The sequence below is a fragment of the Prevotella sp. E13-27 genome (genome assembly GCF_023217965.1).
GTDB lineage: Bacteria > Bacteroidota > Bacteroidia > Bacteroidales > Bacteroidaceae > Prevotella.
This window is the reverse complement of sequence record NZ_JALPSC010000001.1, coordinates 928,037-950,028: the sequence shown is the minus strand read 5'-3', so window position 1 is coordinate 950,028 and position 21,992 is coordinate 928,037. Positions and strand designations below refer to the sequence as shown.

Below are 21,992 nucleotides of genomic sequence, written 5' to 3'. Positions count from 1 at the left end.
TATGTCAAAACTCGCTTCACTGGCAAAAGACACCGCCATCTACGGTCTGTCGAGCATCATCGGGCGCTTCCTCAACTATCTGCTTGTGCCCCTGTACACCAACTATATCTCGGCGGCAAGCGGTGGCTATGGCGTGATAACAAATATCTACGGCTACACGGCAATCATCCTCGTGCTGCTCACCTTCGGCATGGAGACCACGTTCTTCCGCTTCGCCAACAAGGATACGGAGAATGCGCGCACAGCCTATTCCACCACGCTCTTCTTCGTCGGCGGACTGTCGCTGCTGTTCTTCCTGCTCGTGCTGGTGCTGCTGGGTCCTATCAGCTCGGCCATCAACTATGCCGACCACACTGAGTGGGTGTGGGTCATGGCGCTCACCGTGGCCATTGATGCCACGAAGTGCATACCCTTCGACTATCTGCGCTATAAGAACAAGGCGCTGAAGTTTGCCGCCCTGCAGCTGTTGAACATCCTCCTGAGCATAGGTCTTAACATCATCTATTTCGTTGTCATGGACGGCAGCGATGTCAGCTATGTTTTCTATATCAACCTCGTCTGCACCATCGTCGTCACGCTGGCACTTTATAGCGAGATTGCCGATGCCTTCCGTGGCGAGGGAAAGCTTCTCGACACCGACATGCTGCGTCGCATGTTCAGCTATTCGTGGCCCATACTCTTGTTCGGAATAGCCGGCATACTGAACCAGACGGCCTCTGTCATCATCTTCCCCATGGTCTATGACGGTCCCGACGCGAACATGCAGCTGGGCATCTATGGTGCAGCTACAAAGATCGCCATGATCATGGCCATGATAACACAGGCGTTCCGTTTCGCCTATGAGCCGTTAGTCTTTGCCGGAGCCAAGGACAAGAACTCAAAGGAGTTCTATGCCAAGGCAATGAAATACTTCCTCATCTTCACGCTGCTGGCGTTCCTTTTCGTCATGGGATATATCGACCTTCTGCGCTATCTCATTGGCGAGGACTACTGGGACGGACTGCGCGTCGTGCCCATCGTCATGGTGGCAGAGATCATGATGGGCGTCTATTTCAACCTGTCGTTCTGGTATAAGCTCATCGACAAGACCATCTACGGAGCATGGTTCTCACTGGCAGGCTGTGCCATGCTGTTTGCCGTGAACATCATCTTCATCCCCATCTATGGCTACATGGCTTGTGCATGGGCCGGCGTGGCTGGCTATGGCACGGCAATGGTGCTGAGCTATGTCATCGGACAGCGTCAGAACCCTATCGACTATCCCATGCAGAGCATCTTCTACTATGTGTTGCTCACTGCCGTGAGCTATGTCTCCATGGACTATATCCACGACAACTACAGTCAGTGGATCTCCCTCGGCTTCAACACGCTGGTCATCATGTTCTTCGTCAGCATTGTCATCCACAACGACTTCCCGCTCTCCAACCTGCCAGTCATCGGTAAATACTTCAGGAAATGACCACAGACTACAGTTTTAGACTATAGACTATAGATGACTATAGACTTTAGACTATGAGGACGTGTCATTATTAACCACAACGGATTTCACGGATTAAACGGATTTTCTTAGATACTGATTATCAGTAGGGCTTAAATCCGTGAAATCCGCGAAATCCGTTGTTTTTAAATAAATCTTGTGTTTTGATACACCCTCTTTTCTGACAGTTCTATAATATAGTTCTGACATCCTCGTATTCTCGTTTTTACTACCCTGAAAACCAAACTCGTCGACTTTGGTCGCCAAACTCGTCGACTTTGGTCGCCAAACTCGTCGACTTTGGTCGCCAAACTCGTCGACTTTGGTCACCAAACTCGACGAGTTTGTAAATAAGTATAGCCAAGACTACATCACTATTTGGACTGCCCTATATTGCAATTCTATCGTCCATAGTCCAAAGTCTGTAGTCTATAGTCAAAAAAGTCTGTAGTCATACTCTATGGTCGGAGAAGGACTTTCTGGGTTCTGCCGTCGCTATAGCGGATGATGTTCAGTCCTTTTGTGGGACGGGCGATGCGACGACCGTCGATGGTGTAGATAGCTGTGGCGACGGCCTCCTTCGTCTGTGGAGCCTTTATTGCAGTGATGACGTTGGCCTTAAAGCCGTCGATGGTGTAGTAGCCGCCGTTCTGGAATGGCAGGTCTGCCGTCTGCGGTGAGCCGTTGTTGCTGAAGATGATCCATGACGGCTGAGTGGTGAGCGTTCCGTCATAGGTCCATTTCCATACGTAGTTGCCCGTGCGGTCGTTCTTACCGAGCTTCGAGCACGACTTTCCCGGCCATATGCCTCCGGTATAGTTGTTTTCGTCCCATGCCCAGCATTTTATGGTGCTCGTCCATGTTGACGGTGCCTCGAAGAAAGCACATGTCTCGCCATCGTTGACCACGCAGAAAGAAGGAACATAGATTTCGTTTACCACGTAGTTGCGCTCGATGACGGTCTGCACCTGTCCGTCAACGAGGAGTGCAGCCTTCAGCGTGGTGGTGCCATAGGGCAGCTCCAGCTGTGTGCCAGAAGCGACGGCAGTGCTCTGTGCGGTGGGTGTGGTGCCGTCGGTGGTATAGACGATGCGAGCGTTGGCGTTGTCGGTGACTGCTGAGAGCATGACGCTTGTCTTACCCTCGTAGGTGCCTGATGCCTTGTCTATCCATGCCGTCTGCAGCGATGGTGCCAGATAGTAGGCATAGTGGTAGCCGTCGAGAACCTTTATCCACTGGGCGGCGTCGGGTGTCCACTGCTCCGTGTGACCTACGACTGCCAGCAGACGGCTGTCGGTCTGCACAGCATAGTAGGCTTTCTGTGATGCGAGCTGTGTATAGACGCTGGTGTTGGTGATGCCAGCCAGCTGGCGCACGGCAGCCATGGACTTTATCTCGTTGCGGTAGCTCTGCCAGTGCTTAAGGAAGACACAGGGCGTGCCAGGCATGGCGAGCATGAACGCGTTGGCAGCCAGCGTGTCGCGCAGCAGTGGGTCCTGCCTGGCGTTTGTGCGCCACTCGGTGTCGTGGTTCTCAACGAAGGTAACGGCATAGCGGCGATAGGTTCCCGACGATGTCTTCGATGACATCAGCGGCCAGTTGCCGTCGTTCTGCATGCCCAGCTTCTGCCAGTTGTCATCATTGGCAGCGTTGCGCACCACATAGCGGAACTGGAAGTCGAAGGCAGCCGACTGTATCACACCATCGACCTTAGTGCCGTTGACCCAGTTGCGAATGGTGGTGGTGCCGTCCCAGCACTCGCCAACGGAGAACTCGGGCTGTGAGTCGGTGTTATACATGCCGGTGAACGATGGCGAGTAGCCTTTCACCATGTCGTAGCGGAAGCCGGCATAGCCCAGGTCGTTGAGCAGGAACTTAAGGTATGCCTTGACACATCGCTGTACATTCTCACTTTTGTGGTCGAGGTCGCGCATGCCGTCCCATCCCTCGCCGGTGTCGTTGTTAGTGCTAAGGCTATAGCCGTTGCTATTGGCCCATGTTAGTGTGTTGCCACCGTCATCGTTGGCGCAGATGTCGGTAGAGGTCATCTCATAGACCTCGCCGTTATAGGTCTCCTTGGGGAAGTCAACCCAGTTGGACTTGTTCCTACGGTGGTTGATGACCACGTCGGCAATGGTCTTCATTCCTTTATCCTTGAAGGTGTTGATCATGGACTTTAGCTCTGTCTTTGTACCGAACGAGCTGTTGTAGTTAGTAAACCAGTACAGGTCGTCGTAGCCCATGGACTGGCCGCCGCAATAGCCACTCTGTGGAATCCATACCAAGCTGAACGTCTGTGCGAGGTCGTCGGCCTGTGACTCAAGCTTGGTCCACTTGCTGTCGCTGTATGAGTCCCAATAGAATGCTTGCAGCATCACGCCACCGTAGTTCTCGGGCCAGCCTTGTGCCTGTGTTGACAAAGCAGCCAATATCATTAATACAGAAAAAAATAATCGTTTCATAAAGATATAAGAGGTTAGAGGTGAGAGGTTAGTACCAGAACCTGTCGTGGTTTTAGCGTGAGGTCTTTGCTCAGGTCGTAGTAGCGACCGGTGGGGATGTCTTTTGCTCGCTTCGCGGTGCCTATGACCTCGCTGTAGCGCTTCACGTCCATCGTGGCCTCCTGCGAGGTGCCGTTGAGGATGGTGAGCACCGTCTTGCCCTGATGCTGACGCGCAATGACATAGATGCCGTTATGGGGTATGAACTGCTTCATGGTACCCTTGGTGATGACATCGTTGCCCTGACGCCAGTGGAGCAGTCGGCTGAGCCAGTTGAACATGCTGTTTTCAGCGCGTGACCTGCCTGTCGCAGTGAAGCAGTTGTGCTTGTCGCCCGGGAAGCCGCCGGGGAAGTCCTTGCGCACATGGCCGTCTGTGACCTCCTTCGTGCCGTTCATGAGTATCTCCGTGCCGTAGTAGAGCTGAGGTATGCGGTGCACGGTGAGCAGCAGTGCCAGCGCCTGCTTCAGTGCGAGGGTGTCACGGCCGTTGCCAAGGAAACGGTCGGTGTCGTGGTTGTCGATGAATGCCATCACCGATGATGGGTTGGGGTAGAGGTAGTCGTAGCAGAACGAGTTGTACAGACGGTTCATGCCGCGCCACCAGTCGTCGGTCTCCTCATGTTTCGCAGAGTCGAGCTTCTCCTGGAACGAGAAGTCCATGACGGTCTTCAGGTAGCTGTTCTGCTCGCTCAGCTTTGAGTCCTTCTGCCATGCGGCGGTATAGGCGGGCTGTGTGACCCATGTCTCGCCCACGGTGTTGAAGTTTGGATATTCGTCGTTGAGCTCCTTCATCCACTGTGCCATGCCCTCGCGGTAGGCGTAGGGGTAGGTGTCCATGCGTATGCCGTCGATGCCGGCTGTCTCTATCCACCATATGCTGTTCTGAATGAGATAGCGCATGAGGTGGGGGTTGCGCTGGTTGAGGTCGGGCATGGTAGAGACAAACCATCCCTCGACGGTCTCTCTGAGGTCAACCTCCGAGGCATAGGGGTCGAGGACTGGAGTGAGCTTGTAGCTGGTCTGCAAAAAACTGGTGTTTCGCGAGTCGCTCGTGCCGTTCGACTCTTTCAGCCATCCGGGGTGGTTGAACCAGTCTTTCGAGGGCATGTCGGCCACCCAAGGGTGTTCGAAGCCGCAGTGGTTGAAGATCATGTCCATCACCACCTTCAGCCCTTTCTTGTGACACTCGTCGATGAGACGGCGGTAGTCGGCATTGGTACCGAAACGTGGGTCCACCTGATAGTAGTTCGTGCAGGCATAGCCATGATATGTGGACCATGGGCCGTTGTCGGGAGAGTTGTTCTCAAGGATGGGGGTGAACCACAAGGCAGTGACACCCAGCTCGTTAAAATAGTCCAAGTGGTCGCAGATGCCGTTGAGGTCGCCGCCATGACGCAGCGATGGTGCCGTGCGGTCCTCTTTATAGTTGCGCATGCCCTTCATCTGCGGGTTGTGACCGGCACCCTGTGCGAAGCGGTCGGGCATGAGCAGATAGAGCACATCGCTGATGTCGAAGCCACGGCGTTCGCTGCCTTTCATCTCGCGCTGCTTCAGCTGGTAGCTTGCCTTCAACGGCTTCTTACCGGAATTGAAGTTGAGTGTCATCGTGCCGGGCTGTGCATCCTTGACATTCATATAAATGAGCAGGTAGTTTGGCGAGTCGAGACTCACCACGCTGTCAACGCGTATGCCTGGATAGTCGGTGGTGACCTCTTTCACGGAGGCGATATTCTTACCGTAAACCATCAGCTGTACCTGCGGGTTCTTCATGCCTACGAACCAGTTGGTAGGCTCAATGCGGTCTATTGTCTGTTTGGCCTGTTTGGCAGCACTCATTGTTAGGATGTTAGCAAATAAAATGGCTGTTAATAGGAGTAATTTCTGCATATTTTGACTTTAGTTATTGCAATTCAACTGCAAATATAAGTGTTTTTCCAATTACTCCTTTCTTTATCCTACAACTTTTACGACAATTTGTTGCAAAAACGTTTGCACAGTTTCGACTGTAGGCGATGACTGAAAAGAACAATGCCGATAACAGTAGGAATATCTGTTTCATTTTGTCGTGGCGTTTTGATGTGTTAATGGTTATGTGTTACGGTGTGGAGGATCAGTCATAAACTTTCACCTCGCGCTGTCCGCGCAGCACAGCTAAGGCATTCAGTGCCAGCGCCTCCATCTCGTCTTCGCCAGGGAAACAATAGACGGGTGCCATATAAGAGATACGCTGACGCAGACGTGAGATGACATACTCAGAGCGCGCCAGACCGCCAGTAAGCAAGATGGCATCTACCTTTCCGCAGAACACGGCTCCGAGGCCACAGATATTCTTCGCTATGTGGTAGATCATAGCATTGAGGATGAGCTCCGCATGGGTGTCGCCATCTTCTATTCGGCGCAGCACCTCGCGCACGTCGGCAGTGCCGAGATGAGCGTTAAGGCCAGCCTTGCCGGCAATACGTTTCAGCAGTTGCTTCTCGTTATATTTTCCACTGAAGCAGAGGCGAATGAGGTCAACGGCGGGAAGCGAACCGGCACGCTCCGGCGAGAACGGTCCTTCGCCATCGAGGGCGTTGTTGGCATCTACGGCACGTCCGTGGTCGTGGGCTGCCACCGATATTCCGCCACCCATGTGACAGATGATAAGGTTCAGGTCCTCGTATTTCTTGCCTATGCCGGCAGCATAGCGGCGTGCTATGGCGCGCTGGTTCAGGGCATGCCAGATGCAGATGCGTCCCATAAGAGGTGAACCGCTTATGCGTGCATAGTCGTTAAGCTCGTCAACAACACCCGGGTCGGCAATGAACGAGCGACATCCGGGAATGTCCTTTGCTATGTCGTGAGCTATAAGACAGCCCAGGTTACATGCGTGGTTGTGCATGGCAATGCCACTGTAGGTGTCTTTCAGCATGTTCTCGTTTATCTCATAGACACCACCGGCGATAGGTTTTACCAGTCCGCCGCGACCTATGACGGCATCGAATTCAAGTGGTATGCCTACACGCTCCAGCTCGTCGAGGACAAGCTGTTTGCGGTAGTCATGCTGTTCTATGACATCGTCAAACGGTGCCAGATCTTCCTGTGAGTGTGAGATGTTTCGAAGAACGATAGGCTTCTCGTCTTCATAGACCGCCATCTTTGTTGAGGTGGAGCCAGGATTAATAGCAAGTATCAACATATCGTTAACAGCCTAAATAAGCGAATTCATGCATGCCATGGCAAGTGAAAGGAACTTGTTCTCGGGGCTGTCGCCGCGTGATGGCAGCACCACCGGCACCTGAGGACCGCAAAGCATGGCTGCCGTCTTTGACTTGCAGAAACAGGTGATGGTCTTGTAGAACACGTTGCCTGCCTGAATGTCTGGGAAGATGACACCATCGGCATTACCCTCAAGCGGTGAGTCTATTCCTTTCTTATGCAGAGCCTCTGGCGAGAAGCATGTCTTCAGGTCAAGCGGTCCGTCAATGATACAGCTTCCGAAAGCCCCAGTCTGTGCTTTGGCTATGAGGTCGCGATATTCAACAGTAAACGGGAAATGTTTTGGGTTGACCTTCTCGGTGCAGTTGATGAGTCCCACGCGAGGTGTGCCGATGCCGAAGGAGCGCATGAGGCTGAGCATGTATTTCAGTTGTTCTTCACGTTGCTCGGCTGTGGGGTGGGGAATCACTGCCACATCGCTGCAGAACAGCAGCTTCTCATGTCCCTCAATCTCAGCGCAGGTAACGTGAGTGAGCACCTTGCCTTGAGGCAGCAGTCCTGTCTCTTTGTTGAGCACGGCACGAAGCAGGTCATCGGTATTCACCAGTCCTTTCATCAGCACGTCTGCCTTTCCTTCGCGCACCATCTGTACGCCTAACGCAGCAGCAGTCTCAGGCTGTTCGTCATCAACGATGACTGGTATCATGAAACCGGCATCCTCAGCCAGTTTGACAGCTTTCTGTGTCGACTCGTCGCGTGGACGGATGACAGCTACACGTTTCTTCTCCTGACAGCTACGCAGGTAGTCAATAAGTGATGTGAAATTAGTAATGGCGTTCATAGTTTTATGTTGTAAATAATAACTTTGGGGGCAAAGTTACGAAAAATAATGAATAATTGTTACCTTTGTGGCAAATTTTGATATGAATTAAGGAATGCCGGCGCAAAAGCGAACTTATATCGCCATCGACCTGAAGTCGTTTTATGCTTCAGTGGAGTGTGTGGACAGAGGGTTAGACCCGCTGACCACAAACCTCGTCGTAGCAGATGTGAGCCGTACCGAGAAGACCATTTGTCTGGCTGTGTCACCATCGCTCAAAGCATATGGCATTGGAGGACGAGCACGACTATTTGAGGTGGTACAGCGTATGCGGGAAGTAAACTTCGAGCGTCAGAGTAAGGTGCCAGGTCATCGTCTGACGGGCAAGTCCACGTCGGATATAGAACTAAAAGAGCATCCGGACTGGGCTGTTGACTACATTGCAGCACCGCCTCAGATGGCACATTATATCGACGTCAGTTCAAAGATATATAAGATTTACCTTAAGTATATTGCGCCAGAGGATATCCATGTGTATTCGATTGACGAGGTAATCATGGATGTGACGGCTTATCTTGGTACTTATAAATTAAGTGCGCATGATTTGGCGATGAAGATGATCCGCGACGTGCTGAGTCAGACAGGCATCACAGCGACAGCAGGCATTGGCACGAACATGTATCTCTGTAAGGTGGCGATGGATATAATGGCCAAAAAGATGCCTGCTGACAAGGACGGAGTACGTATAGCCGAACTGGATGAAATGTCGTATCGTCGTGAGCTATGGGATTATCGTCCGATAACGAAGTTCTGGAGAGTAGGACGCGGCATTGCGGAGAAGTTGGCTCCTTATGGTGTTGACACAATGGGCAAGCTGGCGCGAATGTCGCTACATAATGAGGATACGCTCTATAGACTTTTTGGCGTGAACGCTGAGTTGCTGATAGACCATGCCTGGGGTTGGGAGCCATGTACAATGGAAGCAGTAAAAGCTTACAGACCTGAGACGAACTCTTTCAGCAGCGGACAGGTGTTACAGGAGCCTTACAATTTCAAGAAAGCCCGTGTGGTGATACAGGAGATGGCAGAAGGTATGGCACTTAATCTGGTGTCGAAGCGATTAGTGACTGACCAGCTGGTGCTGACAGTAGGTTATGATGCAGAGAACCTCACCCGCCCTGATATTCGTGAGAAGTATCATGGTGAGATTACTAACAACTACTACGGCAAGGCTGTTCCGAAACATGCCCACGGCACTTTCAACTTCGACAACCCTACATCGTCATCGAGACAGATCATGGATGGCGCTGCTGAGCTGTTCGACCGATGTGTGAATACGGACTTACTGATTCGCAGGCTGAACCTGACCACAAACCATGTGGTAACGGAAGCATCTGTCGCTGCAAAGGAGAATAGACCCCAGCAACTTGATCTTTTTACAGACTACGAGGCCTTGGAAAAGCAGCAGCAGGAGGAAAAGGCAAAACATGACAAGGAGCGCCGGATGCAGGAGGCACAGTTGAAAATAAAACAACGTTTTGGCAAGAACGCCATCCTCAGGGGACTGAACTTCGAGGAGGGTGCCACCGCCAAAGAGCGTAACAACCAAATAGGAGGACATAAGGCTTAAAAGTGAAGAGTGAAGAATGAAGAGTGAAGAATTTCTTTCAGTTGCTTCGCTTGGTGAAAGCGAGCAAGCTCGAGCGGCTACCGCCCAACTGTATGCGGACATTATAGACCTGCCACACCACGTATCGAAGCGTCATCCGCAGATGTCGATGTGGAATCGTGCAGCCCAGTTTGCACCTTTCGCAGCATTAACAGGCTACGATGATGCCATTCGCTCGGCTTTAATCACAGAGACAGATTCCTGATTCGACTCAGATAGAAGCGGAACCTTATTGTGCATTCGTGTCTGAAGTAACATACAAATAGCCAATTTCATTGTGGATGGGCGAATGCAAAGAAAATGCAAAGTTGTAATCAAGCACTACTTTGCATTTTTTTGCTATCTTTGCGACGATAATCAAAACATAGAGCGATGAAATACATAGTTTTTACATTGACATTGTGGTTTGTGCTTGCATGCGACCCCAACGACCCCAACGACCAGAACGACAAGGCGTTTATCCTCCAAGGAGCATGGATGTTGGAACAGGTAGATTATCCTATCGGACATACTGAGAAGTATGTAGAAGCAAAAGGCACCTTACTTCGGCTCTATGACGGCAGCAACGTGATGTACCAATGTTGGCTGATAAAGACAGAATCGGGACTCATAGTTAAACCCCACATGCAATGTAAAGTGACACTAATCAACAAGGGTAATAGCGAGTATCTCTATCTGGAGGACGACGACCCACGTCCATTGACAGTGAAAGACGACTCAACCATCGTCATCCAACAGAATGGCGAGCTTTATACTTGGCTCAATGCTGACGACATATCACAGGAATGGGGTGACGACATCATAGCCATCATCACCACCGACTTGCAGAAAGATGGGTCACAAGATGCACATAGCTATATGCTGTCTGCCAAGGAACGCAAACAGGCCAGTGTCATCCATTGGTTCATCATCTCTTCCATCGGCGGCATCATTCTCCTGCTACTTGTTTGCCGCATAGCCATCGACAACCGTAAGACTAGACAAAGGCTTCAGTTGCAACTACAGCAAATCAAAGAGGTACAGCAAGAACGGCCACTACAGGTCAGGCAAGCCATCGAATCGGTAGAGACGGCCTACTTTGCCTCCGATGAATACCACACTCTGCAACGCCGCATTTCAACCGGACAGAGACTGAGGGACGATGACTGGCTGGACGTTGAGGGTCAAATCAGAAAAGTGTATCCAGGCTTCAGTAGTCAGCTGAGGGGGCTCTACACGATGTCGGAATTGGAGTACCAAGTGTGCATACTCGTCAAGCTCCGCATAGCGCCAAAAGACATTGCCACCGTCCTTGCTCGCGATGTCAGCACCATTAGCACCGTGCGCAGCCGTCTCTATCAGAAGGTGTTTTCCAAGAAAGGCGGTGCTAAAGAATGGGATGAGTTTATCCTTTCAATCTAATGCAAATATTTTGCAAACCTGCTGCAAAGTTAATGCAAACAGAAAAACTTGGCTGGATAGCGAAAAGCCCCTACTTTTGCAGCGACAATTCACTCAATGTTTAACCCGAATTAAAAACTTAAAGTTTATGAAAAAGTATTTGTTAATGGCTGTTGCAATGGTATGTACCATGCAAGCAAATGCCCAAAGCACAAAAATCGACGACAAGGAAATCGTTGGTACGTGGATCATGGAATCTATGCAGTGGGAGGGCGAAAAGAAAAAGATGTGTGGCAAGGAGTCGGGCTATACCCAATTTAAGTTCTATGGTGCCGATGGCGAGTATGCCTGTGCAGAGCTTGTCTTGAACAAAGAAGGTAAAGTCGTGGTGTTACCACACGAGTATGGAACCTATTCGCTAAAAAATGGCTGGTACTCAGAAATGGGTCGTAAGCCCATCAAAGATGCCATTGAATGGGTAGATAAAACTACAACAAAAGGCACGTGGATGAAACGCCATGACATCTGGAAGAAGAAAACGCTGCCCGACAAGGTGGTAAAGCACATTTTAGATTGCTGTAAGACGAAAGAGACACCAGACGATGTGCAGCAGCTCATCAAACAGAATCTGTTCAAGTGAACAAATTAGTAAAGTTATTTAAATAAGTATTGGAGGCCGCAGCGATGCTCCCTCCAGTTTCTATTCTCAAATACACGGCGGGTCGGTTCTGCTGTGTACACAACTAAAGATAAAAGTCTTAAACAAACTTCACGATGCAGTCAATGCATATAGGCTTGCCTGTTATCGTATCGATAAACACATTGGCGGGATGCATGTCTTCGAGAGCCAGGCGGTCGGAAATATAATTAACGCCTTCGCCGTTCCAATTGTCACGGAATCCTTTGGTTGCAACCATATCGTCAATCTCTTCCTTCGTGGCCAATCGTAGACAGTTTACGTAGGGTTGAGTCAATACAATACGCATCAGACCGTCGCTATCGCGAGTAAAGCCAATCACTTTCATTGCCGTCTCTGGGAAGAGATAGTTGTGAAGGGCAATGGCATCTAATGCCTTCTGCCAGGTGGAATAGATGGAGGTTCGTTCTTTAGCTACTGATGGGGCTCCATCTTTGTAATACACTTTTGCCTCTGCCCCCTGGGCTATCAATGGTCCGAAGTTCTTTATTATAATACTCTCAGAATGTTCAAACCACAAGCCTTGGGCTCTTGACCATTCTTCTATCAAATGTTCTTGAGCTTCATCTATCTGCCAATTGGCTGGGCAGCCTCCTTGGCTGCTTTCAGCATTGCTACCTGTTGCAAGGCTTCTTCGAGCGTAGCATGCGATGATGGACGCCCCAATGAGAGGCGAGCCTCCCTTGCAGAGTCCTGCATGCTCTGGTAGATTAAATCCATTAAAATCTTTTCTTCCATACCGAATGTCGTTTGCGTAGTTATCAATCATATGCAGCGTTTGGGCGGTAAAGCCTTGTGCTGCGATGGCGGCGAATATGTCGTTCAATACATCCATAACTATGTTCTGCTCTTTGAGTGCAAAGTTACGAAAAGTCGAGAGAAGAACAAAACAAACGCGTTTGTTTTTTTCTTCCGAGACGGAGTAAATTCGCGACTTTGTCGCAAAGTTATGAAAAAAACGAGAGAAGACACACATTGATGGAGGAAAAGCATATTCCGTTAATCTGGCGAATTTGATTGTTACATATTGAGATTTTCGGCATATATAAGACGTGTTACTTTGAGAATCTTGGCGTTTTTCTATGAAAAATCTTTGAGGATTTCGGCATTTTTTATTCTTTTCCTTTATTAATTGGGATTTTATAGCTATCTTTGCACCGAATAAAAAAAGATGGCAGAAAGAATATTTAGGCGCAGAACCTGTCCCACTGTCACCCCTCATTTTGCCTCTTTGATTAGAGTCGTTAAGGAAAATGCGGTTCCGATTATCCACTGAGAGAATCAGAAATAGAGCGGAGTAACGGTTAAAAATGCTTCTTAGCCGGATTAAAATAGTTAAATCTGCGACACGGATTACATAATCTGCGTCGCAGATTTAATAATCTACGTCATGGTTTTATAAATCTGTGACGCAGATTTAAGAATAATAGTCTGTCTTGATGAGAATTTCTGACTGCATCCGAATCAATAACTGTCAGAATCTGAAAATAATTGCAACTATGTTAAGCTGCTATAACGATGACACTAGGGACAGATATGTCACGTTGCGGTCACACATAATTGACACAGAAAAAGGGCTGCCTCGAAAGACAGCCCTCATCAGTTCCTTTTATAGTGCAGTATGAGAGTCGAAACAATCAAGTGCACTTTACTGGGTGCAAAGTTAAAATAAATTTTTGAAATATGCAAACGTTTTTGCAACTTTTTAGATGACACTAGGGACAGGTCTGTCACGCAGAAAAGTGCGTATTAGGCTACGCCCTTCTATAGAACATAATTGTGGAATTGCAAGCAATATTCTGTGACAACTTATACTTTGATACAATAATGTCAGGGGTTCATACAACGGATTCCCTTTTCTTTGGTGTGTTAGGTATCTCATTGTACCTTTGCATTGAAATCGACAAAAAGGAACAAGTATGAAGACAATAAAAAAGATACTGATAGGTTTATTACTAATAGTAATCTCCGTGCTTAGCTATGGAGCATGGATATTGCTGGGGAGTAAGACGAGTAATCCCGACAATTACAAAACGATTGGCGACATACCTACCCCTTGGGGCTATAAGAGGATTAAAGGCGATGATGCTGCCTATAGTGAGTTCCTGCGGTCTTTACCGTTGAAAGGCAGAGGTGCTGACGTGATGCTCTATACAGGAGGTCGCTCTCGCTTTCAATCACTAAACTATGCTGTTGTGGACATTCCCTTGTTGTCGAATGCTGAACAATGTGCTGATGTGTGCATGAGGCTGAGAGCAGAATACCTTTTTTACACGAGCCAATATGGCCGCATCCGATTTCAGAATGTTAACGGCAAGACGTTGAGCTATGGAGGTGGCAGTTCCCGCAAGTCTTTTGAGCGTTATCTGAGGAATCTTTACGGAGTGGCCAGCACCTTCTCGCTAAGCCGGGAGCTGATGACAGGGCGACTGGCAGACATGCAGCCTGGTGATGTGTTTGTCTATCCGGCTCGTTATGGACAGCAATACGGACATGCAGTCATGGTGGTTGATGTAGCCATCAACAAAAGAGGCAAGAAAGCCTTTCTTTTGGCAGAAGGGAATACACCTGCAAGGGAAATCCATGTAATGCGTAATTTCGAGAATCCCTTCCGTTCTCCATGGTTCATGCTAGACGAAGATGCAGACAACCTGATACTCTCCGTATTTCATTATAAGGCTACAGACTTGAAACACTTCTGATATTAACGCATAACAAAAGATGACTATGAAATTGAATACTATTGTACTTCTGCTTTGTGCCATAATTTGTATGGCCAGTTGTTCAAAAAAACATGGTGTGAACAGTGAACTTCCTGATGAGAAAGAAGTCAGATGTCTGTGCCCACCAGTCATACATCTTCAGCCATTTGGCAAATTCAGCCAACGTGAGGCTCAGCTGTTGGGGAAAGAACTAACGAAGAGAATCGAGGATATATTTGGTGTAGAGTTGGAATGTGAAGTACACCCTCCATTGCCCCTTTCAGACACTTTGATGAACGATGGCCATACAAGGTACAGAGCTGACAAAATCATAAAATCAATGGCAGCAAATGCTAACAGGCATAACATCTACATCGGATTAACGCATAAGGATATATCGTGCAGCGTACATGGCAAGAAGGATTGGGGCGTGCAGGGACTCAGCCTTATTCCGGGTAACGCTTGTGTGGCTTCAACGTTCAGGGTAAAAGACAGACGGGATTCCTGGAAAGTCGTATGCCATGAGTTTATCCACACCTATTTCACTTATAACCATTGCCCTAAAGATGATCCGTTTTGTTTGATGCAAGCTGCCAAGGGACATCCTCGCTACAAAGGAAAGAATGGGCTGTGCCCGCATTGTAGTAGCGTACTGAAGATATAGCCTGCATATTAATCTGAAAAGATGGGGGGCTTGTTGTAGTGGCTTACAACTCATACAACAGACCAACAGGTTCATACAACTCATCAAGTATTCACAGCAACTTCAAAAGACAAAGAATGATGAGACGACGTAAGAGATGGGGATGTCTGGCTGTAATACTGTTGTTTACCATCGTGGCAGCAGTGTTCGGTCTTCATTGGGCATGGAAGTACTATGGCTTGCCTGAATGGCCAGACCGCAGGGAGTATAAGACGATAGAGGAAAGAGCCGAGAAAGCACTTGCCTTTGCTTGTCGCCACAATATGAATGAGCATTATGCGTTGTTTGTGGACTATGGTATCCCATCGGGAACGCCAAGGCTCTTCGTTTGGGACTTCCATCAGAAAAAGATTGTTGCAAGCACATACGTTATGCACGGGCCTGGCGGCGGAAGCACAGCCGAACGTCCTGTGTTCAGTAATAAGCCAGGAAGCGAGTGCTCATCATTGGGGCGCTTCCTTGTTACCAAAGAACATGGTAACAGGTTAAAACGCAGCTTTCGAATAAAAGGCATGGATATGGATAATCAGTCGGCTTATGCCAGAGGTTTGATGATTCACAAGTCCGGTTGGGTGGATAGTCATTGCTGGATGCGTTATATTCCCCTACACCGTGCAAGTTGCCAAGGCTGTGTTACCATCTCTTCCAGAGGTATGAACTACTTGTGGTCACTTGTCAATAAAGAGAAGAAATCATTGCTTCTTTGGTCCTTTGTCAGTAAACAAAGTTAAAAAAGATGTACAATCCACGTAACTTTCAATAAAAATGCGTATATTTGCCGAGTAATAACCAGTTAGTACATGGAATGGCTCAGAATATCTACCAGTACCGAATTGGTACGTGTCGCTACGGATGAGATTGTCTATGTCCGTGCCGACGGTAACTATTCTGATCTCGTATTGACTAATGGCCAAAGACGCAAGATGACCTTCCAGCTTCACTTCTTCGATGAGGTCTTCCAGCAGTTGCAGAACAATATGTTCGTCCGAGTGGGAAGAAGCCTTATTGTCAATAAGAGGTATATCTATGTAATCAACTTGACGGAGCAGCAACTCATATTGTCTGGAGGCGATCTAAAGGAGCCTATCGTATTTTATGGGCAATCTAAAGCCGACAGTCCTCAGAATATTTCTCTTGCACGCGAAGGACTGAGGCAGCTGAAGGAATTACTTGAAAATGAGAAAGGGAGCGACAATGGATGATATAAACATGCAGAAACCTGAAGTGCCCATCATCATTATCGAACGTGATGAGCAGCCACAATCCAAGGAGATTGTGACAAAGGTCATTGCCCCTTCCAAGAAGCATAAGTGGCTGAAGCGATTCCTTGCATTGGTGGCTTTTGGCTGCGTGATGGTTGCTGCTCTTGCAGGCTATTACCTCTGGAACTACTATTATAATATTGGTGTATCCGTTTCTGTCACCCCGGAGCAGAACATCGAAAAGCTTCAGCGACCAGCAAAGCAGGAAGTCCCAGAAGTGGTGATGACCTGTGACAGCATCCTTGGTGTGGCAATGGACTTCTATGCCATTCACGGCTTGAAGGCCTCCATCGAGTTTGAAGAGCCTGATACAGCCGACACTTCTGTTTATCTTTATTGCCGTTCTGTTGATCATAAAGCAGATAACACATATATCGGTTCACTCGTTGTCAATGGCGAGGAGCGTCAAAGCGATACTCATCGCCTGGGCTATATGGCCATGCTTGGAAACAATTTCGTCATAGGTATTTCGAGAAGCGAGAAAGTAAAAGACTATGTTCAGGAGCATGGCGGCTCATTCTTCCGCCAGTTCATCCTCGTCAGCAATGGAGAAATACCTGGTCGTTTCTTCCTGCACGGCAAGGTGGAGCGTCGCGCCATTGGCCGCATTGACGACCAACTCTATTTTATCGCCACCCGCCACAAAGAAACCCTCTGGGACTTTGCCGATGCCCTCCGCGAATACGGTTTCATCGATGCCATCTACATCACTGGCGGTGCCGACTACGTCTTCTACCGCGATAAAGATGGCATCCGTCATGACATTGGCGATTCGGCTGATTATCCACATACGAAGTGGAAATGTGTGGTTCCGTGGCTTGTATTTAGAAAATAAAGTGATTTAAAATATGGTTATAGATTCTTTAATTAAGAAATTAATTCAGAATAATATGCTGTCAGAAGATGACGCACTATTTGCTATCGAGAATCAATTTGAAGGTTTAAATAGGTATAATTATGATACGTTTATCTCGTTATGCAAAAAACATCACATAGTTGATGAAGCCTTCTTTATGAAGATCTATATTAAATCTTCAGAAGATGCCCAATATAAACTATGGAAAGATGGATATGTAACATCTTGTCCTGCGAAACGGATTATTGATGACATTGCCTCAGAAGATTCAGAAATCACAAAATATATTCATCGCGAATATGAAGAAGAATTGCCTCATTGTAAAGCCTATTTTGAAAACATTCAAGATGTAATAGTTAACCATGTATCCCAAGCGAGGGAGTCATTAAAAATCGCAATGGCATGGTTTACAAATCCCGTTATCTTTAATGCTTTGTGGCGGGCATGTAAAAGGGGGGTAAATGTACAGCTACTTATCAATAATGATAGGATTAACAACCGTATTAATGGTCTACCATTTGATAGGCTGGTAGAAGCAGATGCTAAATTATATGTTGCAGAGCCACCATCACTTATCCATAATAAGTTTTGTATCATTGATGATAAAATTGTTATTGATGGTTCATACAATTGGACTATACTTGCTGAAACAAACAACGACGAAAATATAGTTGTAATAGAGAATGGAAACGTAATTCGTTCTTTTATTGATGCTTTTGCTGTATTGATAAAAAACAGACGCGTTGATAAAATGCCAGATTATGTGCCTGATAGAGAAGATTTTGATCCCTGTTCTTATAGATATGTCAATAGCGAAGAATACTTCAAGCAAGTAACGGATGTTGGAAAGAAAAAGCAACGCGAATTATATAAAGAGATATATAAACTCCTGCCAATAGAAGTGTCAGAAGAGAGAATTCCTTCTGAGATATTTGAGGTGGTAAAAAAAGAGGTGGAGGACGAAAAGAATCATGATACCAATCTTTTTAATGCCAGTATCAATGGAATGTCTGAGGAATTATATAAAACTATAGATACAAATGAACGCAAAATAGAAACGATTACACGAAAGGTTGATTCTTTGATTGCAAAGAAGGCCAAGAAAATAAGTGATTATAAAATAAAGGTAGAGGCTATTCAGTCAAAGCGTTTGTCACCAGAAAAGAAAAGTGCTCGTTTGTTAGACCTCAGAAAGTCTCATACAGCAGATCTTAATAGAATAAACAGAAATTTGGCTAAGCATAATACTGAAATTAATTCATTACGTGAAGAATCTAATAGTATTACAGAACAGCAAGAATTTGTTAGTTCACTACAAGATACAGAGTTAAAAGGTAATAATGGCCTGTGTAGAATAAATCTGAAATGGAACACCGAAGATGATTTGGATTTACACTTGATACTGCCTAATGGGACGATAGATACCGATAACGATATTTATTACAGCCACCTGAAATCAGAATATAATGGTGGTATTTGTTCTTTGGATCATGATGCTATTCCTAAAAATGCAGGAGAAAATCCTCAAGAAAATATAATCTGGGAAAATAAACTTCCAGACGGCCAGTACGAGGTTATTGTCAAATTGTATAGCAAGAAAAGTACACAGAATAGAATACCTTTTTCTATAACGGCTTTTACGGGGAATTATGCAAAAACAGGCATATTCGAATTTGTCAATGCTAAAGGGAAGGAAACTATTCATGTAACAACACTAACATTTAAAAATGGGAAGGTTGTTAAGCCAATATCATTAAATTGTAAAAGCATTAGAACAGAATAATAATGGAGCGTTTACCAGAAGAGAAACAATTAGCGAAATATAAAAAGTGACATGTATAAAATAATTGATTTGTTTATCTGTGATAATAAATTAAAGAATACGATAAAAGTAGTATGCGTTTGTTTGATTTTATTGTTATCTTTAAACTTTAGCATAATCTATGCAGCTCCTTCAGATCATGGAAGAGAATATTATAATAATGGATGGGGACTGGATGATTTGATTGGTCTTGTTCTGCTTGTTGTCGTGATAATTATGGGCATAGCAATTTTCTTATATGGTTTTTTAAACGATAAATCTAAGCAGAGTGTTAATCATTCTGCTAATAATAGTGCTAATAATCGAACATCTGGAATTAAAGGAAGTACAGGATATATTCCGATTCATCTTCGTTTTGAAACTTGCACAAAATGTAATGGTAGAGGCTGGAATAAAGGGGAACAATTTTTTGGACATAACTGTTTTACCTGTGGTGGTTCTGGGCATATACCTTCATCAAAAGCTCTTTCTCTATTGAAAGAATATAAGGAAAGGAAGAAATTAAGAAGTGATGAAGATCGTAGATTTACTATGTATAAAGCTATGCTAATTTATAATGAATATAAAAAAGAATTAGAGAATTGTCCTCCTTGTCCAGATTGCAGAGAATTACAAAATATAAAAGATAGTGATATATATACAGATTATGACGGTAGACAATATATAAAAGTTACTTGCGATAGATGTAAGGGAACAGGGCGGGTGAATTATTATTAAATTTAGATAATAGAAAGACTAACCCGCAGTTATCAAAATTGAATCACGGGGACTCCTGATTCATTTACGTAAACAATAGAATAAGGAACTAAAACGTTTTAATTACAAAAGCCATAAGATATGTATCAAGAAAGGAACCATATAAAGGTGTTCGTATCATCAACGGTGTATGACTTTGAGTCACAGTTGGACATGGTGTACTCTACACTGGACGGCTATGGGTACGATGTGATGATGTCGCACAAGGGAACGATTCCCCTTGACAGCAAGTTGAGCAATGTGGAGAACTGCCTAAAAGGAGTTGAGGGTTGCGATGTCTTCCTTGGATTCGTCAGACCTCTGACTGGCACGGGTATCCTGAAGCCTGAAGAGAAATCCATCACTGCGCAGGAGTTTGAGGTGGCTTTCAAGGTAAACATGCCACGATTCGTGCTGGCAGATTATCGCGTGGTTTTTGCACGCCAGTTTACCAACCTGATGAAGATACCGACTGGTGACATACCGAACTCTGTAAAGAGAGAACGAAGTGACGGAAGCATCGTAGAACGTCCCAATAGAGTGGTCCATGCAGAGTGTATAGAGTTGTATAATGCTGCCATTCAGAATAATACTCTTCCCAAAAGCAGGAAGGGTAACTGGGTGCAAGAGTATAGGAACATGCAAGACGTGATGCTGCACGTGGAAGCACAATTTAAGGATGTTGAACGTATAAAGCAATTGATAGGAAGTCATGAGTAATATGGGGTTTATAGAAGCATTGCTCTCGCAGAAAGACGAGAGCGCAAGGCTTAGACTGCTGGCAGGGTATAATGCCGAAACAGTCATGCGAATAGTGTGTGCCTTCCTGAATAACGACGGCGGATGGATTGTTATAGGTGCATCTGAGGATGGAGCGCGGACTGGCGTAGATGTTGAAACTGTTGTGGCTGATATTCAGCGAAATGCCGTACAGCGAATCAAGCCCCTTCCACTGTTATACATTCATGCTGAGGATTATCAAGATGGCAAAGTGGTGCTGGTGACAGTGATGAAAGGAGGTCTGCCTCCCTATTCGTTTGATTCAAGTTATTACACAATGGCTGGCGAGCAGGTTGTCAAACCAAATACCGACGAGGTGAACCTGTTGATTCGCCGCTCAATGACTTCATCCTCATCTTGGGAGAAAAGCACTTGTCTTGACGCAGAATGGGAGGATCTGAATGTAAATCTCATGCACGAAGTGGTAAGTAAAGGATTGGAAAGAGGCCGATTAGACGAGCGTAACAATACGCCAGAAAAATTCCTTGGTAATCTGCAATTAGTCGATACCCCCAATGTAAAGAATGGAGCAATGGCTTTGTTTGGACAAGAGGCTCCCAGATTTCTTCCGCAGAGCAGGATGCGGATACAAGTGATGCTGGGAGGAAAAGCGGCAAGCCAATATGAAGATACAGTAGTGATGGAAGGAAATTTGCTGGAATTGTCGAAACGAGCAAGCGATTACTTTCTAAATCGACTGCCAATGGTCAGTGAATTCCACCATAAGGAGTGGGACAGAAAAGATTACTCGGAATACCCACAGGATGTTTTGGACGAGGCTGTAACGAATGCCCTGATTCATCGGGATATGAGCGACACAACGGGTGAAGTGCTTGTGTTCATCTATGCAGACAGAATTGAAATTATCAACCCTGGAACAATGCCAGAGAATCTGATAAAGAAAAAGAATGTAGTGCTTCCTCATGTGTCTACTCCAAGAAATCCATTGATGGCAGAAATATTCTATGTCGATGGAAAAATGGAAAAGACAGGAAGAGGGTTGAAACTGATTCACGACCAGATGAATGACTTGAAGCGTAAATTGCCTGAATGGGAATGTTTGGACGGAAGAACGAAACTAACCATATATCGCACGCCAAATGTCGTTAGGTTGAATGCCAGAATAACTGAGTATATAGCCACAAAGAAGGTAGGAGGCAGTTTCTCTAAGCAAGACTATCTGCAATATTGGAATTATAAGATTTCCGATCCGACTGCCAAAAACGACCTGCAACAGATGGTAAATGCGCGCCTCTGTCGGAAAGATGGTTCTGGTCCTGCTACAAGGTATGTAGTATTGGCTAACCATTAGCCGATATTTAGCTGATAAAAGGTGTATTGCTTTGATTATTAATGATTTATCACAAACCAGAAGTTATAAATACTCA

General features: G+C 46.4%; 19 protein-coding genes. 14 read left to right on the top strand and 5 right to left on the bottom strand.

Features of this window, described 5'->3' with window-relative positions:
• Position 1 precedes the first annotated feature (1 nt).
• Positions 2 to 1,459 (top strand): oligosaccharide flippase family protein, encoded by a 1,458-nt coding sequence (locus tag M1L52_RS04040; RefSeq protein ID WP_248613552.1) that lies wholly within the window; start codon positions 2 to 4, stop codon positions 1,457 to 1,459.
• Positions 1,460 to 1,935: 476 nt separating this feature from the next.
• On the opposite strand, the gene M1L52_RS04035 is transcribed toward M1L52_RS04040, so the two are convergent.
• The 4 genes from M1L52_RS04035 to M1L52_RS04020 form a co-directional block, all read right to left on the bottom strand.
• Positions 1,936 to 3,939 carry an alpha-amylase family glycosyl hydrolase gene (locus M1L52_RS04035; protein ID WP_248613551.1) on the bottom strand — a complete coding sequence of 668 codons (2,004 nt, stop codon included), beginning with the start codon at positions 3,937 to 3,939 and terminating at the stop codon, positions 1,936 to 1,938.
• 14 nt (positions 3,940 to 3,953) lie between these two features.
• Positions 3,954 to 5,867: a glycoside hydrolase family 13 protein gene (locus tag M1L52_RS04030; protein ID WP_248613550.1), complete on the bottom strand. Its 1,914-nt coding sequence runs from the start codon at positions 5,865 to 5,867 to the stop codon at positions 3,954 to 3,956.
• Positions 5,868 to 6,090: 223 nt separating this feature from the next.
• The gene (gene buk / locus M1L52_RS04025; protein WP_248613549.1) at positions 6,091 to 7,158 is read right to left on the bottom strand and encodes a butyrate kinase; all 1,068 of its coding nucleotides are present in this window, start codon (positions 7,156 to 7,158) and stop codon (positions 6,091 to 6,093) included.
• 12 nt (positions 7,159 to 7,170) lie between these two features.
• Entirely contained in the window at positions 7,171 to 8,019 is an 849-nt protein-coding gene (locus M1L52_RS04020) for a phosphate acyltransferase (protein WP_248613548.1), read from the bottom strand.
• Between the two features lie 94 nt (positions 8,020 to 8,113).
• Between M1L52_RS04020 and M1L52_RS04015 the strand changes: the two genes are divergently transcribed.
• The 4 genes from M1L52_RS04015 (at position 8,114) to M1L52_RS04000 (ending at position 11,687) form a co-directional block, all read left to right on the top strand.
• Positions 8,114 to 9,628 carry a DNA methylase gene (locus tag M1L52_RS04015; RefSeq protein ID WP_248613547.1) on the top strand — a complete coding sequence of 505 codons (1,515 nt, stop codon included), beginning with the start codon at positions 8,114 to 8,116 and terminating at the stop codon, positions 9,626 to 9,628.
• A 16-nt stretch (positions 9,629 to 9,644) separates the two neighbouring features.
• Positions 9,645 to 9,872: a hypothetical protein gene (locus tag M1L52_RS04010; protein ID WP_248614602.1), complete on the top strand. Its 228-nt coding sequence runs from the start codon at positions 9,645 to 9,647 to the stop codon at positions 9,870 to 9,872.
• Positions 9,873 to 10,039: 167 nt separating this feature from the next.
• Entirely contained in the window at positions 10,040 to 11,068 is a 1,029-nt protein-coding gene (locus M1L52_RS04005; RefSeq protein WP_248613546.1) for a helix-turn-helix transcriptional regulator, read from the top strand.
• Positions 11,069 to 11,195: 127 nt separating this feature from the next.
• On the top strand, positions 11,196 to 11,687 hold the full coding sequence (locus M1L52_RS04000) for a hypothetical protein (RefSeq protein ID WP_248613545.1): 492 nt from the start codon (positions 11,196 to 11,198) through the stop codon (positions 11,685 to 11,687).
• Between the two features lie 118 nt (positions 11,688 to 11,805).
• Here M1L52_RS04000 and M1L52_RS03995 read toward each other — a convergent pair whose 3' ends face one another.
• Entirely contained in the window at positions 11,806 to 12,579 is a 774-nt protein-coding gene (locus tag M1L52_RS03995) for a hypothetical protein (protein ID WP_248613544.1), read from the bottom strand.
• A 1,084-nt stretch (positions 12,580 to 13,663) separates the two neighbouring features.
• Here M1L52_RS03995 and M1L52_RS03990 point away from each other — a divergent pair.
• The 9 genes from M1L52_RS03990 (at position 13,664) to M1L52_RS03950 (ending at position 21,916) form a co-directional block, all read left to right on the top strand.
• Positions 13,664 to 14,446 (top strand): DUF4846 domain-containing protein, encoded by a 783-nt coding sequence (locus M1L52_RS03990; protein WP_248613543.1) that lies wholly within the window; start codon positions 13,664 to 13,666, stop codon positions 14,444 to 14,446.
• Between the two features lie 97 nt (positions 14,447 to 14,543).
• The gene (locus M1L52_RS03985; protein WP_248613542.1) at positions 14,544 to 15,110 is read left to right on the top strand and encodes a hypothetical protein; all 567 of its coding nucleotides are present in this window, start codon (positions 14,544 to 14,546) and stop codon (positions 15,108 to 15,110) included.
• Between the two features lie 116 nt (positions 15,111 to 15,226).
• Positions 15,227 to 15,880: a murein L,D-transpeptidase catalytic domain-containing protein gene (locus tag M1L52_RS03980; protein WP_248613541.1), complete on the top strand. Its 654-nt coding sequence runs from the start codon at positions 15,227 to 15,229 to the stop codon at positions 15,878 to 15,880.
• A 69-nt stretch (positions 15,881 to 15,949) separates the two neighbouring features.
• Positions 15,950 to 16,351 (top strand): LytTR family transcriptional regulator DNA-binding domain-containing protein, encoded by a 402-nt coding sequence (locus tag M1L52_RS03975; protein WP_248613540.1) that lies wholly within the window; start codon positions 15,950 to 15,952, stop codon positions 16,349 to 16,351.
• Positions 16,344 to 17,246, top strand: coding sequence for a phosphodiester glycosidase family protein (locus tag M1L52_RS03970; protein ID WP_248613539.1), 903 nt, complete (start codon positions 16,344 to 16,346; stop codon positions 17,244 to 17,246). Before M1L52_RS03975 ends, M1L52_RS03970 begins: the two co-directional genes overlap by 8 nt.
• A gap of 13 nt (positions 17,247 to 17,259) precedes the next feature.
• The gene (locus M1L52_RS03965; protein WP_248613538.1) at positions 17,260 to 19,050 is read left to right on the top strand and encodes a phospholipase D-like domain-containing protein; all 1,791 of its coding nucleotides are present in this window, start codon (positions 17,260 to 17,262) and stop codon (positions 19,048 to 19,050) included.
• A gap of 51 nt (positions 19,051 to 19,101) precedes the next feature.
• Positions 19,102 to 19,806, top strand: coding sequence for a hypothetical protein (locus M1L52_RS03960; protein ID WP_248613537.1), 705 nt, complete (start codon positions 19,102 to 19,104; stop codon positions 19,804 to 19,806).
• Between the two features lie 120 nt (positions 19,807 to 19,926).
• Positions 19,927 to 20,544, top strand: a complete 618-nt coding sequence (locus M1L52_RS03955) for a DUF4062 domain-containing protein (RefSeq protein ID WP_248613536.1) — start codon at positions 19,927 to 19,929, stop codon at positions 20,542 to 20,544.
• Position 20,545: 1 nt separating this feature from the next.
• Positions 20,546 to 21,916, top strand: a complete 1,371-nt coding sequence (locus M1L52_RS03950; RefSeq protein WP_248613535.1) for an ATP-binding protein — start codon at positions 20,546 to 20,548, stop codon at positions 21,914 to 21,916.
• Positions 21,917 to 21,992 lie beyond the last annotated feature (76 nt).